We start from the raw sequence: 14,668 nt of genomic DNA, 5'->3' as shown, positions 1-14,668 counted from the left end.
AACGGGGCAACCGGGAGACTGACGGTGATCGGTAGGCCACGTCGGGGCATGGCGGACGTCGATCGGATCGCGATCGGGGACGGTTCACCCGAGGGAACCAACAGCGCCTACGTCGTCGGCGACCGCGCGGTCGTCGATCCCGGGCCGCCGACCGACGATGCCTGGGCGGCCCTCCGCGAGGGGCTCGATCGAGTCGGCGTCGCCATCGACGACCTCGAGTACGTCCTCGTCACGCACTGGCACGTCGATCACGCCGGCCTCGCACCGCGCCTGGCCGGAGCGGCCGATGCGACGATCGCGATGGGTTCCGACGATGCACCACTGGTCGCAGACTACGCGATCGAACGCGAGCGGCGACTCGAACGCGACGCCGAGACGATGCACCGACTGGGCGTCCCGGACGACGTCGTCGACGGCGTCATTGACGGAGATGCGCGGTCACCGATGCCGAACGCCGTCACGGTCGAACCGCTCGCGGACGGGGATCGCGTCGCCGGAATCGAGGCGCTCTCGACGCCCGGGCACACGCTCGGCCACACCGCGTACGCGATCGACGACGTTCTGCTGGTCGGCGACGCGATCCTCCCGACGTACACGCCGAACGTTGGCGGGAGCGACACCCGGACGCTCTCGACGCAGCGGGAGGGAACGACTGCCGAGTACGACCCGCTCGCGGCGTTTCGCGAGACGCTCGATCGGCTGTCGAACCGGCCCGAGACGCTGCGTCCCGGGCACGGAACGAGGCTGGATCCGGATCGGATCGACGAGATTCGTACCCACCACCGGGACCGATCGCGACGAGTTCTCGCGGCGCTCGAGACGACCGACCCGTATCCGGCGACGCCGTGGAAACTCGCCCGGGACCTGTTCGGCGACCTCACGGGGATCCACGCCAAGTTCGGGGTCGGCGAGGCCGCCGCACACCTCCGATCGCTCGACCGCGACGGAACGGTCGAACGAGTGACGATCGATCCGGAGCGATACGAACCCCGCTGAAACCGATCAGTCTCGATGTTTGCGGGCAGTCGATCGCCGGATCCCGCTGGTCCCCGAGTCAATCGATTGCTAGTTCCCGCTGGTCCCCGAGTTGATCAGCCACCAGTCTCCGCTGGTCCCGAATCAGTCGATCGGGAGCGCCGTCGTCTCCACGTCGCTCCGCCGGCCGTCGAGCACGTCGAACCGATCGCCCCGACGGTGCTCGAGCCAGTAGAGGAGTCGTTCGGCCCACGCGAGTTTCTTCCGCTTGACCGGGCCGACCGCGGGATCGTCGAGGTCCCAGCCGACGAAGACGAGCCGATCGGCCCCGAGGTGGTCCGCCAGAAATGCGGCTCGATCGCCGTCCGTGAACCCTCCGAAGTTCCGGACCGGTCCCGCGGGTTTGGCCTGCGTCGTCGGCAGGACGTACTCGTCCGCACAGTCGGGGACGACCGACCGGACGGCCGGAACGTTATCGCCGTGGGCGTGAACCCCGACCGGCGTTCCGCGCCGGGTAAATCGACGTACCGTCTCCGGATTTTTGTCGAGATCGGTGACCAGACAGTCGACGTCGACCCCCGCCGCCTCGAGGACGTCGGCCGCCGTCGACGCGGCGACGACGACGTCTGCGTCGGCGGCTCGAGTCCGGGCCCGATCGGACTCGATCGACGGCCCGGCACCCGCGATCGCGACGGTTGCGTCGCGAACGGCCGACAGGTGAGCGAGATCGAACGGCTCCGTCAGGGACGCGAGGACGTCCCGTGCGCGTTCGTCGCCCGAGCGATCGTAGCCGAAGTCGCGACGGATCGCCTCGTAGACGGGTTCCCACTCGTGGAACTCCATGGTCGTGCTGGGTGCCGGAGCTACATGTGTCTGGGTGGTCGCCCTGCGTTCGGTAGCCGGCCCGGGTCCGGACGACTCGGCGTCGGCCCGGATCGATGGCGCGCTGACGCTACCGAACACCGAGATCGGGGAGGTCGCCGATCGACGACGACGGCGTCGTCACTGGTCGACGTAACACTACAATAATTCCGTGTTGTGGGCCGGGGGTCGCCTCCAAAGTACCCCTACCCGGGAGGCCGCCCGGCGTCCACTCACACATTTTGATGCATCAGGTATAAGCTTTCTCTTAACGCAAGACCGATTCGAGTGCCAACCCGATCGCCCCGAGACCGCTCTCTCCGTTCCGGATCCGGGAACTGACGTCGGAAACCGCCGTCGTCGAACCGGCGAGAAGTACGGCATCGTCGTCGACGGCGTACGCGACCGCGCCGTGTTCGGGAGCGACCTCGGTCAGTTGCCGTCGCGCTTCGGGCGCGAGTCCATCGATTTCGAGCAGTTGCCTCCCCCACTCGTCCGCCAGCGAGGGATCGACGTCGTACTCCGCGAGTTGGCGTCGGAGATCGCGACCCGAGTGGACGTCGAGCTGTGCGATCGAGACGCCGTCGGCCGTCGCGCGCCGACGCTCCGTGAACGCGTCGCCGATCAGCGCGGCGTCGCGGGTTTCCGCCACGTCGTGGGTCCGGATCACGTGCGCCCCGCGCTCGACGGCCATCGACGTCGCCGCCAGACTGACCGGCAGGCGCTCCGCTGTCTCGCGATCGGCGAACTCGCCGAGGAAGTTCTTCCGGTTGATCGAGACCAGCATCGGCTGGCCGAGCGCGCGAAACTCACGGAGCCTACGGAACGTCTCGCGATCGTCCGCGAGGGTCTGGGCTTCGCTCCAGCCGCCGAACGCCGGGTCGACGATCGTCTTGTCCGTGAGCCCGTGCTGTTTCAGCGCCTCGTAGACCTGATCGACGTAGTCGGCCTGCCGGGCCCACGTTTGCGACTTGCGATCGGCCCACGGCGTCTCCTCGACCGCCCCCGGCCGCTCGATGTCCGGCGGACTCGCCATCTTCGCGACCGCGGCGTCGTGGTCCTCACAGACCGTCGGCATCTCGGGATCGGCGAAGCCCGCGATGTCGTTGACCATGTCGAACCCCTGTGCCAGTGCTTCGTCGGCGACCTCGGCGTAGCGCGTCTCGATCGAGTAAACCGCGTCGCCCGAGACGCTCTCGATCGTCTCCAGGGCGAGGTGAAGCCGATCGAGTTCCTCCTCGGCGGAGAGGACGTCGAACCGTTTGTTCGCGGACTCGAGTCCGACGTCCACGATGTCGGCGCCCTCGGCGATCAGTTCCTCGTCGACGTACCGGGCGGCCTCGCCCGGATCGTCGTAGACGCTGGGATCGTACGGCGACTCCTCGCTGACGTTCAACACGCCCATGATCCGGGTCGGATGCTCGTCACCGATCCCCAGTCCGGCCGCGTCGACGCTGTTCATACGTTCGCTGGGGTGGGAAGACAAAAAGGTACCGCGGTTCCGGCGAACCGGGTCGGTACGAACGATCGTGGTCGGCCGCGCTACCCGTCTTCTTTCAGGACCGCCAGCCGCGAATCGCGCAACAGTACCTTCTTGACGATCGAGGGGTTCTCGAGGAGACGGTGTTTCGCGTGCGCGCCGCGCCCGCGTCCGCGACCCTCGCGCTCGGACTGGATCACGTTGAGGAAGTTCTGCTCCTGGAGGATCTCCTGGACGCGTCGTTCCGAGAGCACGTCGAAGTCGAGTTGGCGGGCGATCTCCTTGTACTGGTTGTAGATGATCTTCGTCGGGAACTCCTTCTCCGTGCTGTTCTCGGTGAGCAGGGTCAGCGAGTAGAGGATCGCCTTGGCCTGCTGGGGCGAGCCCTCGATCAGTTCGTTGAACCGATCCGCCTCGGTCTTCTCTTTCGCGTCGCGGACGTGATCGGCAGTGACCCGCGTGTCGGCTTGCTTCTTCGCGATCCGGCCGGCGTTCCGGAGGATGTCGATCGCCTTGCGCGCGTCGCCGTGTTCCTGGGCGGCGAGGGCGGCCGTGAGCGGGATCACGTCGTCGGAGAGCACGCCGTCGTGGAACGCGTCCCGTCGTTTCTCGAGAATTTCGACGAGTTGATTCGCGTCGTACGGCGAGAAGACGAGTTCGTCCCGCGAGAGGCTCGACTTGACCCGTTCGGAGAGGTGGTCCGGGAAGTCGATCTTGTTCGAGATGCCGATGATCCCGATACTCGAGTCCGAGATCCGGCGATTCTCGCCCGCCCGGGAGAGCTTTCGGAGCACCTCGTCGTCCTCGAGCATGTCGATCTCGTCGAGGATGACGATCGTGACGTCGGTACAGCCGTCGACTGCTTCCCAGAGCCGTTTGTAGTAGTCGCCGGTACCGAGGCCGCGATCGGGGACGGTGACCCCGCTCCGTTCGGGTTCGTTGACGATCTGGGCGATCGTCTTGACGATCGATGCTTCCGTGTTCTGTTCCCCACAGTCGATGAAGGCGTACTTGACCGTGACGTCGTCGTGCTGGGCTTCCGTGATCACTCGCTGGGTAACCGACCGGGAGATGAGCGACTTGCCGGTACCGGTTTTCCCGAAGATGAACAGGTGGTTGGGTTCGCTCCCGAAGATCGCCGGATTCAGGGCGTCCGCTACCCGTTGCATCTGCTCGTCGCGCCCGACGATCCGGTCCGGACCGGGGAGATGCGTGATCTCGAGCAATCGCTCGTCGGCAAAGACCGGATCGTCGTACCGGAAGAGTGGATCACGATCGTCGTTCGCGGACATTGCAGTACCCGCACCCTTTCAACTGAACTGAAATAAATGTATGGAGATCGATCGCGGGTGTAAATCTGAACGTAGAGCGGCTAAAGGTCGTGGTAGAGGTGTTAGAACTAGCATTTCGGCCTGTCGCCACCCTCGCGTTTCTAAGGGCGTCCGTATCGTCCTACCGACTCGACCGATCGGAAGGGGTGTCGATCGTCGTCTCGACCGAGCGGAAGGAGCGCCGGACCGATATCGATCGGGCCGTTTCGATCGTCTCGCACGGTCACCGACACCCCCCTCGCGGATGTAACTGTTGGCGTATCGATCGGATTCGACGATCGTTCTACCGTGTTCCGGGTGAGTCGGCGTCTGCGACATGGAGCGTGAAATCCACGTCGACCAGGCGAAAAACCCCTGAGGAGACTCCGATCCGGGCACTCCGGATTCCGGGTACCCCACGCACACCCCCGTCGCGGATGTAACGCCGAACGGGTGGGTGGCCGACCGATCGAACCGTCGATTTCGACCGCGACGCTCGACCGTCGACCCGATCTTTCATCCGCGACGGAGGTGTGTAGCCATACAGACCCCCCACACGAATGTAGCCTTACAAACGCGACGGGGGTGTGTCCCCGTGTCATCCCGGAGGTTGCTGCCGTACGGACTGATCAGACGTCCGTCTGACGGAGTTTCGATTCGATCGCAATCCGGAATGCGTTCTGCCCCTCGTTTCGACGTCGCTTCGTGACCCGTTCAAATCTAGCCGCATTCAAACCCATCCGTTCTGATTCTGCGGGGTCCTGGCCCAGATATTCCTGGTCCAGATATAGTTCTAACACTAGTTTCTGATTTCTAATACTAGTTTCTAATAGCAGTTCTAGTTTCTAGTTAGTTCTAGTCTCTAGTTACTATTCATCTAGAGAAGTAACCTCGAAGACCATCCACGTACACTTCTCTCTGATCCCATTCGATCTCTGTATCCAGAACACTTTCCCCCACTGTCGAACCTGGATGACGGACCGCATCGAACGCGTCACTTTTGCTTCCACAGTCGCTACCACCGGTATGAGCGGTTCGACGGGACTCCGTACAGTCACCAGCTATCAGGATCGATCGACGTCTCGACGGCCCACCCATGACTGACGAGCAGTCCGCCCGCGAGTCGTCGACCGGGCGAACGCCGCCGGCAGTCGCCGTAGTAGACGCGGAAACGCCCGGCAACGTGGGCACGATCGCTCGGGCGATGAAGAACTTCGGTTTCGAGGACCTGCTCCTCGTCGACCCGCCGGAACTCGATCCCGACGGCGATGCCTACGGCTTCGCCGGGCACGCTCGCGAGGACGTCCTCCCGAACGCCACCGAGCTCAGTTTCGATCGCCTCGTCGAGTCGTATCACACGATCGGCTGTACCGCCGTGACGAACGAGGACGATCGGCGTCACGTTCGCTTCCCCTACTCGACGCCCGCCGACCTCGCGGAGCGACTGCCGCGGGTCGAGGGACCGACCGCGCTCGTCTTCGGGCGCGAACGAGTCGGACTCATCAACGAGGAACTCGCCCGGATCGACGAACTCTGTTCGATCCCGGCCAGTCCCGAGTATCCCGTCCTCAACCTCGGGCAGGCCGCGACGGTGACGCTGTACGAACTCCGATCGCTCACCCTGGACGACGACACCCAGTTGCCGGACGTCGAGCGCGTTCGCGCTCCCGAACCGACCGTTGATCGCCTCTACGACCAGTGGGCGGATCTGCTCGCCGAAATCAACCATCCCGAGGAGAAACGCGAGAAGACGATGCGCATGCTCCGGCGCGTCTACGGTCGTGCCGACCTGACCGAACGGGAAGCCAACACGCTGCTCGGCCTCCTGCGACGCGCGACCGAACGCCCGGCCGATCGGTAACCGACTCACACGTTCACTTACTGGCACTTCCACTGACCCGTACGTTCCACTCCACTGTCAGGTGACGACCTGCCCCCGTCGCGATAGCCACCACAGTAATGTAGCACCGGCCATCACTGATACGGGATGTCAGAGGTTTACCGACGGAAGGCCCTGCACCTCCTCGGCGCTGGGGCCGGAACGGCGCTTCTCGCCGGCTGTTCGGAGTCGAGCGACGAGACCGAGACCGATCCTGACGACGCGTCCTCCGGCGACGACCAACCGGCCGGCGAACTACCGTCGTACGCGTCGATCCTCCCCGAAATCGACGATCGACAGTACTTCTACGGGGCGATCGATCAGGCGACGATCGCTGCGCTTCGCGACGACGAGGGGCCCGAAGACGGCGCGGAACCGACCGATCCGTTGCTCAGCAACCCGATGGCGTTCACGTTCAACTACTATCTGTTCGGGTTGAGCCAACTGGCCGAGTCGACGAGTTTCGAACCCTACCGGCAGAACGACCGGACCGACGACGGGAACGGGGGGTTCGTCTTCGTCGACGGCGTGTACGCGCTCAAGGGGACGTACGCGTTCGACGGCTTCAGTACCGATCTCGAGGACGCCGGCTACGACGTCGAAACCGACGCGGAGACGTACGCCGTGTACACCGATCCCGACAGCGGCGAAGTCGTCGGCGTCAGCGATGAGGTGTTCGCCGTTAGCTATCCGAACGCGAACGACCCCGACTTCGACCCGATCAGGTCGGTCGAACGGTTCGTCGCGACGGCGGCCGGCGACCGCGAGCCGAAACACGAAACAGACGACGAGTTCGAATCACTCGTCCGTGCCGGCGAGAACGACGGTATCGCCGTCTGTCTGTACACGACGGACGACGAGTTCGACGAGGAAACGCTCTCGAACGAGACGTCTGACGACGGGAGCGATGGACCCACCTTCGACTTTACGGCCTTCACCGGGGCCGCCGGCGTTCAGCAACGACTGTCGATCACCGAGGACGACGTCGCCGCCCGGGCCACGTCCACCGTCGTCTACAGCAGCGACGATCGCGTCGACGAGACGCGCCTCGAGTCGGAACTCGGGACGGACGCCGACACCTCATCGGTCGATCGGGACGGGACCAGCGTGACGGTCACCGCCGACTACGCCGGTGAGATCGTCGACGAGTGAGGAATCGACCGGTTCTCTCCTGAACGACTACTGGGACGGCGCTTCGCGCGTTGCGATCCGGCGGACCGACGTCTCGTCCGGCTTCGAGTGGGACACGTACTGACCGGTCTCCGAGACGGTTCCGACCCAGCCACAGTCCGGACACGAGTACAGTCCCTGTCCGTCGATCAGTGAGCCGTCACAGGTCGGGCAGCCACCCGAATTCGTCTCCTCGACGTGCGCGTCTCCCTCGATCGGTGTCGGCAGGTCGCTGGTCCGGAGCGACGCGATCGCCTCGTCCGTCGTGTACGTCTCGTCGCCCGCCGAGTGGGGGAACACTCCCACCAGTTCGTCGTCGGCGTACACCTCGAGACACAGCAGGGGCGTCACGAGCAACTCCTTCGTCTCACCGGTCACCTGCGAGGTGGTCGTCCGCTGTCTGAACGGCGGTTCGACGCTCACGCCTTGCCGTTCGGCCCACCCGGTGAGGCGATCGTACGTCTCGAGGACCTCCTGGTGGGGAGTCGATTCCGACAGGGCGACTTCCTTGGGCCAACTCCGAAGCAACAGGTCGTCGATCGTTCCTTCGGATTCGCAGGCCTGGAGCGTCTCGACCTGTCTATCGACCGGTTCCAGGAGCAACGGCGCGCGCACGTGGCACACGGTCGTGACGTCAGTTTCGGTCGTGGGTGTCGGTGCTGTCATCGGTTGTGTAAGCGGGCCACGTTGGCTCATATAAATGTTAGTGGGAATTCCTCCCACGCGGTAGCGTCGCATTCGACCTCCGTCGACGGCGGTGTCACAGGGTTCCGTTCTTCCCCTGGAGACGGAGCGACGTCCGATCCCAATCCTGGCACAGCCAGCGTCCTCCCCGAATCGATCGGGAGCCGCGACGCGGAGACGTGGTCACTCGGTCGATGACTCTGCGCTTGCGTCGGCCCGCAGGTCCGGTGTCCGCTCGGGGGGCTGCGGTTCCGCGCTCGCATCGGCCCGTAGGTCCGGATCCGTCTCGGCCGTCGGTCCGGCGTCGTCTCGTTCGACGCCGCCGTCCGCTCTCGGCTCGTGTCGACGGGCCGCGATCGGCGTCCGACCCGGCGTGGTATCCGTCTCGAACCGCGATCGAACCACCCGCCGGAGCGCGTTCCGCTTGACGATCACGAACCCGGCGAGGATCGTTCCCAGCCCGACGATCGTTAGCGCGTCCACGACGAAGTCGAGGACGAGCCAGCTGACGCCCATCGCGACGACCGGTTCGGCGTACCCGACGAGCGAGACCTGCGTCGCGCCGGTCCGATCGAGCAACTCGAAGTAGAGGAAGAACGCGAACACGCTGGAGACGAGCGTGAGATAGCCAAAGGAGAGCAGTGCCGTCGTCGTCACCTCGATCCCGGCGAGGCGTTCGCCGCGAAGCGGTGCCCAGACCAGTAACAGCCCGCCGCCGACGAGCATCGCCCACGCCTGGAGCGTCTCGATCGGCAACCCGGACTCGATCGGACGGACGAGCACCGTCCCCAGTGCGAACGCGGCGGCGCCGGCGAACACGAGGGTCGCGCCGACGACGGCACCGCTTCCCAGCGGCGCCGACCAGGGTTGTGCGACGGCGGCGACGCCGAGCAGTCCGAGCACGAACCCGACGATTCCGACGGGCGTGAGCCGTTCGGCGGGAAGCGCGACCCCGGCGAACGCCGCCGTGAGGATCGGCGCCGTGCTGACGATCGTTGCGGCGACCGCTCCCGCGACGTACAGTTCGCCGACGTACAACAACCCGTGATAGAGCGCGATGACGAACGTTCCGGCGACGCCGACGGCGAGCCACTCGGTTCGTCCGCTCGGCCACGCCCGATCGGCCACGACGGCCGCGTACCCGAAGACGAGCACGCCGGCGATCGCGTACCGAAAGCCGGCGAACAACAGCGGCGGCACGTACTCCAGCCCGATCTCGATCGCGACGAACGACGTTCCCCAGCACAGCGCCAGAATCGAAAAGAGCACTGCATTCTGGTATCTCCCTCCAACGGATCCATCAGTTCTCATGAGCGGTTCGGAATTTGCAGTCGTATTTAGATTCTTCTACAATGGGACGGCGATTGTCGGATGCAGAATCATACATATGAACTGTATTCAAACGAGCCGCTACGATCACCACGTTCGTTGTAGATATCTACAACTATATGGTCGACTTCCGAAGCACACATATCGCCATCGGTCCGATTCGAACCCGGACTATGGACGACCGCGATGTGCGCCTCCTGAAAGCGATCGCCGAACTCGAGACGGGGAGTCCCGAACGCCTCCACGAGGCGACCGGCATTCCGATCTCGACGATTCACTACCGACTGAACAACCTTCGCGAGGCAGGCGTCATCGCGAACGATCGGTACGACGTCGATCTCGAGGAACTCGGCCTCGGTGTGACCGTCATCGTCGAGGTACACGCGGACTACCAGGGATCGTACGAGCGGTTCGCCGATCGGCTTCGTTCCGTCGAGGGGGTGACGAACGTCTACTTCACGATGGGCGAGACGGACTTCATCGTGATCGCCCGGTTGAGCGGGAGCGACATGGTCGAACGACTCATCGCCGAGTTCGAGGAACTCGAGGGGGTCGATCGGACGGACTCGACGTTCGTCATCTCGGCGGTCGAAGAACGGGACGCGCTCCAGAGCTACAGCCTCGAGACGTTGCTCGAGGAACTGGTCGACGAGTGAGACGGGCTGACGGCGACCCGATCGTCGCTGTCAGGCTCGCTTCTGGATCTCTTCCCGCAGGAGCTGGCTCACGAGGTCCCCGTCGGCCTTCCCGCGGAGCGCGCCCATGCACTCGCCCATGAGCCCCGAGAACGCCTGCATGCCCTCTTCCTCGACCTGCGCCTCGTTACGCTCGACGACCTCGACGACGGCGTCGCGGACCTCCTCCTCGTCGGCGCCGCCGAGTCCGGCTTCCTCGGCCGCTTCCTCGGCGGTCCGGTCCGGCTCCGCGGCCAGTTCCGCAAGCAGGTCCGTCACGCCCTCGTTCGGCAGGTCGCCCTCCTCGACCATGCCGAGGACCGCCGCGAGGTGGTCCTCGGTGAGGGTCTCGACGGGAACGTCGTCCCGTCGCAGTTCGGTCAGCGTCGACTCGAGCGTCGTCGCGGCCAGCGTCGGGTCGATTCCGTCGGCCACCACGTCCTCGAACAGCGGCATGTACCCGCCGTAGGCGACCTGTTCGGCCAGTCCCGCGTCGAGATCGTACTCCGCCTGGTAGCGATCGACTTTCTCGGTCAGCAGTTCGGGTTCCGGGACGTCGCTCGGGTCGGGTTCGACCGGCGGCACGTCCGTCTCGGGGTACATCCGCGCCGCGCCCGGAAGCGGGCGCAGATAGCGGGTCGTTCCGTCGTCGTTCGCGCCGCGGGTCTCCTCGGGGACGCCCTCGATCGCCGTCCCGGCCCGATCGGCGACGGCGTCGATCGCCGACTCGGCCGTGTCGGTGTCGTCGGCGACGATGGCGACGGCGTCCTCGGACCCGGCACCGACGGCCTCGCGAAGCGCTTCGACCTCCGCTTCCGTGACGCCGTAGGCGGGCAGTTCGTCCGTGTGGAAGATCCCGCCCGCGCCGTGGCGCTTCGCGTGATCGGAGAACTCGGTGCCCAGGCGACGATCGGGGGCGATCTCCCGGCCCACCAGGCCGTCGAACCCGTAGAGGGGGACGGCCATTACCGACCCACCCGAGTTCAGCGCGCCGCTGATCACGCCGCTCTCGGTGTCTTCGAAGACGGCGGTCACGTCCTGTGGGTCGCCAACCGATGCCTCGCGCTCGGTCAGTTCGTCGGCGACGTCGACGAGTTCTGCCTGCCGGCCGACCTCGTTTCGCACGATGTCGTCGATGTCGTCGAGGCTCTGGACGCCCTTGATCTCGACCCGTGCGCCCTCCGCGATCGAGACGTTGACGTCCTGGCGAATCGTACCGAGGCCGCGCTTTACCTTCCCGGTCGAGCGCAGCAGCATGCCGATCCGTTCGGCCGCTTCGAGAGCCTGCTCGGGCGTCGAGATGTCCGGGCGCGTTCCGATCTCAACCAGCGGGATGCCGAGTCGATCGAGGCTGTAGCGAACGCCCGCGTCCGTCTCCGCGACCCGCTGGGCGCTCTCCTCCTCGAGCATCAGGTCCTCGATCCCGACCGCTCCTTCGCTCGTTTCGATCGCGCCGTCGGTGGCGATCAGCGTCGATCGCTGGAAACCGGACGTGTTCGAGCCGTCGACGACGATCTTGCGCATGACGTGGGCCTGGTCGATCGGGGCCATGTCCATCAACTGGGCGATCTCGAGGGCCGTCTCGAGGGCCTCGTCGTCGAGTCGATGTGGCGGTTCGTCGTCCTCTTCGACGAGACAGGTGGTGTCGTACGCGAGGTACTCGAACTCCCGATCGACCCGGCTCTCCTCGACGGCGGCGGCGTCGAGTTCGCCCAGTTCGCTCCGGGTGGGATGGAGGTAGCGCGAGAAGGATCGCACTGACTCCTCGGGTTCGCGGAGTTCGGTCGGACAGTTACAGAACAGTTTCGTCGCCGTATCCAGTTGCTGGTGGATTTCCAGCCCGGCGACGAGTCCGAGTGCCTCGTAATCGTACTCGGTGTCGGTCATTGTCGGGGACTCGGAGGTCGAGGGGTAAAAAACCGTCCAGTCCGGGCCGACCCGTCGCGGTCAGCGATCTCGCCGATCGACGAACCGCAAGCTACCGCGCTCGTCCACCGGACGCCGGTGGGACCGATCGTCCGGATCAGTAGCCCGTATCGCCACCGTCCGAGTCGTCGCCGTCGTCAGTCGTGCCGCCGTTCTCGGAGTCGTCACCGCCATCGTCTCCGTCGCCACCTCCGCTACCGTCGCCGTCTCCGCTATCGTCTCCGCTACCGTCCACGGAGAGGTCGAACCCTTCGCCGAGTTCGACGTCGCCGCGCATCGACTCCGGATGGAACTGGCAGTAGTACTCGGCGGCGTCCTCGCTCGCCTCGAACGTCATCGAAACGGCCTCGCCCGCCGTCTCCGACGCATCCGACGTCTCGAGTTCCTCGCCGTCCTCGGATTCGACGACCAGTTCGTGCTCGACGCCGTCGACGTTGATCCAGACGAGTTCGTACTCTTCGCCCTCCTCGAGATCCAGCGTCGGATTCTCTTCGCCCTCGATCGCCTCGGGCGCGACGCCGTACCAGTACTCGATTCGTCCGGCCAGGATGATCGGCAATCGATCGGTTCCCTCCCCGTTCGCGTCGTCCCCGGTATCCTCGTCCTCCTGGGCGGCCACCGCGGACGATAGCCCCGCGGCTGCGGTCGTTGCACCGATGAACCTGAGCGCCGTTCGTCGTGACCAGTGTGTCTCGCTCATCGACCCGCGGAACGTCTAGGACGGAGAAAAAGACCCGTACCCGTTTCCTCGGACAGAGTGTGATTTGCCGGTGAAACGAAACTACGGATCGCTCGGATCTCGGTCTGACGATCGCTACAACCTCTCCAACCGGCGATTACGCCCGCGCCGATCGGTGCGAGAAACCTCGATCACGCCCGAAATTCGATATAGCAATAATTGGTTTACGAGTTCGGTATCGGACACGGTCGCCCGCGCCGGTATCTACAGATAATTGATATTTGAACCCGCCCGATCGCCGATTTCGGGGTCGGATGCGCGGTCGCCGATCGCCGCGACGATCGGCTCCCGGCGACGTACACGCGCCGTCCGATCGTCTACCGGATTCTGGTACGTCCTCTCTACCGGACCTCGGGTGCCTTATCGTCGGTTCGTCCCGGGAGCTGGAGCTCGATCTCCAGTTCCGGTTCCCCGACGCCGTCGAAGTCGATCTCCAGTTCGACCGGGGTCCCGAAGGCGAACGGGAGTTCCCACTCGTCGGTGCCGATCGTCAGTTCGTCGCCGTCTCGCAGTCGTTCGCCCAGTTCGATCAGGAACGCGCCGGCCTCGTCCGCGTCGAGTCGGTACTCCTGTTCGAACTTGCGGCCGGCCCGGATCGTCGTTCGCTCGTCGTCCGCCGACGGCTGCTCTGGATCAGTCATCGTACCGCTATACGACGCCGATAGTTACCTCGATTCCGGTCGGACCGATCACGCGCGATCGGGCGCTCGGACGCAGACGAGTCCTCGGGGGCGGTCGGACTCCGTCGCGGTGATCCGCAGTCGCCACGTGGCGGGCGAGTCTCGATCGACCCGTTCGGCCTCGGTGATCGCGAGCGATCGCGTCGACACCCGGGCGAAAAGGCTGACGACGATCGGGAGGGTCACCAGGCGTTCGTCGGGTCCTCCAAGCGGATATCCGTCGAGTCGAACCGACCAGGAGCGCCGACCGGGGCCGAAATCGCCCGGTGATTGCGTCACGCGTGCGGACTCGAGCAGGCCGACGGACTGGAGCACTGCGAGCGTCGTGACGAGTGGGGCAGGGTCGTCACCGTCGTCCGGGTCGATCGGCAGGGCATCCGCCGCCGTGGCGAGGAGCGATGCCTGTTCTTCGGAGTCCAGACGTGCGTCGAGTTCCGCCGCGATGCTGTCGAGCAGTCGCAGGCAGAGTTCGTCGGGATGGTCGATCGTTTCGGCGACGTCGAGGTACGTGTCCATGACGGCGTTCTCGAGGCCGACGTGCGACGAGTCGGCGATGGCCTCGAAGACGACGCCGGCGACGATGTGGCAGAAGTCGATCGCGCCTCGCGTCTCGGCCCCTTCGGCGGGGAACGGTCCTCCCTGCCGATCGCCGGCCGCGCCGGACCCGCCCTCCCCCTGAATTTCGGTCGATCGGGCGTCTACCGCCTCCTCGCAAACGATCACGTCGTACGTGGGGACCGACGGGTCGTACCGGCGAAGTACCGCGCGATACTGTTCGGTCGCCTGCGCGGCGGCCCGGGCGACCGCACGGGTCTCGAAGTACAACCCGTCAGCGGGGACCGGCCGATCACCCGTCCGCCCGCAGACGAGGTAGTAGCGGCCGGCCTCGCCGGCGAGCGACTCGATGTGGTCGCGGATGTCGGTGAGCATCGTTCCGATCATGACCGTCGCGTCCCCCTCC

13 protein-coding genes are annotated in these 14,668 nt (G+C 65.3%); 4 read left to right on the top strand and 9 right to left on the bottom strand.

Annotated features, from left to right (window positions below):
* Nucleotides 1–48: 48 nt before the first annotated feature.
* A complete protein-coding gene (locus tag AC6I6X_RS20415; RefSeq protein ID WP_497932405.1) occupies nucleotides 49–996 on the top strand; it encodes an MBL fold metallo-hydrolase in 948 nt (315 codons plus the stop codon).
* A 123-nt stretch (nucleotides 997–1,119) separates the two neighbouring features.
* On the opposite strand, the gene AC6I6X_RS20410 is transcribed toward AC6I6X_RS20415, so the two are convergent.
* The 3 genes from AC6I6X_RS20410 to AC6I6X_RS20400 form a co-directional block, all read right to left on the bottom strand.
* A complete protein-coding gene (locus tag AC6I6X_RS20410) occupies nucleotides 1,120–1,818 on the bottom strand; it encodes a 6-hydroxymethylpterin diphosphokinase MptE-like protein (RefSeq protein ID WP_497932404.1) in 699 nt (232 codons plus the stop codon).
* Nucleotides 1,819–2,104: 286 nt separating this feature from the next.
* On the bottom strand, nucleotides 2,105–3,298 hold the full coding sequence (gene folP / locus AC6I6X_RS20405) for a dihydropteroate synthase (protein WP_497932403.1): 1,194 nt from the start codon (nucleotides 3,296–3,298) through the stop codon (nucleotides 2,105–2,107).
* Nucleotides 3,299–3,378: 80 nt separating this feature from the next.
* A complete protein-coding gene (locus AC6I6X_RS20400) occupies nucleotides 3,379–4,608 on the bottom strand; it encodes a Cdc6/Cdc18 family protein (protein WP_497932402.1) in 1,230 nt (409 codons plus the stop codon).
* A gap of 1,114 nt (nucleotides 4,609–5,722) precedes the next feature.
* On the opposite strand from AC6I6X_RS20400, the gene AC6I6X_RS20395 reads away from it, so the two are divergent.
* Nucleotides 5,723–6,487 (top strand): RNA methyltransferase, encoded by a 765-nt coding sequence (locus tag AC6I6X_RS20395; RefSeq protein WP_497932401.1) that lies wholly within the window; start codon nucleotides 5,723–5,725, stop codon nucleotides 6,485–6,487.
* Nucleotides 6,488–6,613: 126 nt separating this feature from the next.
* Nucleotides 6,614–7,657, top strand: coding sequence for a hypothetical protein (locus AC6I6X_RS20390; RefSeq protein WP_497932400.1), 1,044 nt, complete (start codon nucleotides 6,614–6,616; stop codon nucleotides 7,655–7,657).
* A 27-nt stretch (nucleotides 7,658–7,684) separates the two neighbouring features.
* Here AC6I6X_RS20390 and AC6I6X_RS20385 read toward each other — a convergent pair whose 3' ends face one another.
* Nucleotides 7,685–8,341: an HTH domain-containing protein gene (locus AC6I6X_RS20385; protein WP_497932399.1), complete on the bottom strand. Its 657-nt coding sequence runs from the start codon at nucleotides 8,339–8,341 to the stop codon at nucleotides 7,685–7,687.
* Nucleotides 8,342–8,542: 201 nt separating this feature from the next.
* Nucleotides 8,543–9,670 carry a DMT family transporter gene (locus AC6I6X_RS20380; protein WP_497932398.1) on the bottom strand — a complete coding sequence of 376 codons (1,128 nt, stop codon included), beginning with the start codon at nucleotides 9,668–9,670 and terminating at the stop codon, nucleotides 8,543–8,545.
* Between the two features lie 191 nt (nucleotides 9,671–9,861).
* On the opposite strand from AC6I6X_RS20380, the gene AC6I6X_RS20375 reads away from it, so the two are divergent.
* A complete protein-coding gene (locus tag AC6I6X_RS20375; RefSeq protein WP_497932397.1) occupies nucleotides 9,862–10,344 on the top strand; it encodes an Lrp/AsnC family transcriptional regulator in 483 nt (160 codons plus the stop codon).
* A gap of 30 nt (nucleotides 10,345–10,374) precedes the next feature.
* Here AC6I6X_RS20375 and gatE read toward each other — a convergent pair whose 3' ends face one another.
* The 4 genes from gatE to AC6I6X_RS20355 form a co-directional block, all read right to left on the bottom strand.
* Nucleotides 10,375–12,249 carry a Glu-tRNA(Gln) amidotransferase subunit GatE gene (gene gatE, locus AC6I6X_RS20370; RefSeq protein ID WP_497932396.1) on the bottom strand — a complete coding sequence of 625 codons (1,875 nt, stop codon included), beginning with the start codon at nucleotides 12,247–12,249 and terminating at the stop codon, nucleotides 10,375–10,377.
* Between the two features lie 136 nt (nucleotides 12,250–12,385).
* On the bottom strand, nucleotides 12,386–12,988 hold the full coding sequence (locus AC6I6X_RS20365; protein ID WP_497932395.1) for a cupredoxin domain-containing protein: 603 nt from the start codon (nucleotides 12,986–12,988) through the stop codon (nucleotides 12,386–12,388).
* Between the two features lie 380 nt (nucleotides 12,989–13,368).
* Nucleotides 13,369–13,668: an amphi-Trp domain-containing protein gene (locus AC6I6X_RS20360; RefSeq protein WP_497932394.1), complete on the bottom strand. Its 300-nt coding sequence runs from the start codon at nucleotides 13,666–13,668 to the stop codon at nucleotides 13,369–13,371.
* Nucleotides 13,669–13,716: 48 nt separating this feature from the next.
* Nucleotides 13,717–14,649 (bottom strand): DUF7551 domain-containing protein, encoded by a 933-nt coding sequence (locus AC6I6X_RS20355; RefSeq protein WP_497932393.1) that lies wholly within the window; start codon nucleotides 14,647–14,649, stop codon nucleotides 13,717–13,719.
* Nucleotides 14,650–14,668 lie beyond the last annotated feature (19 nt).

Source organism: Halosolutus sp. YCN4, assembly GCF_059736495.1.
Note: the sequence above shows the minus strand (reverse complement) of the source record. Positions and strands in the feature narration are given on the sequence as shown.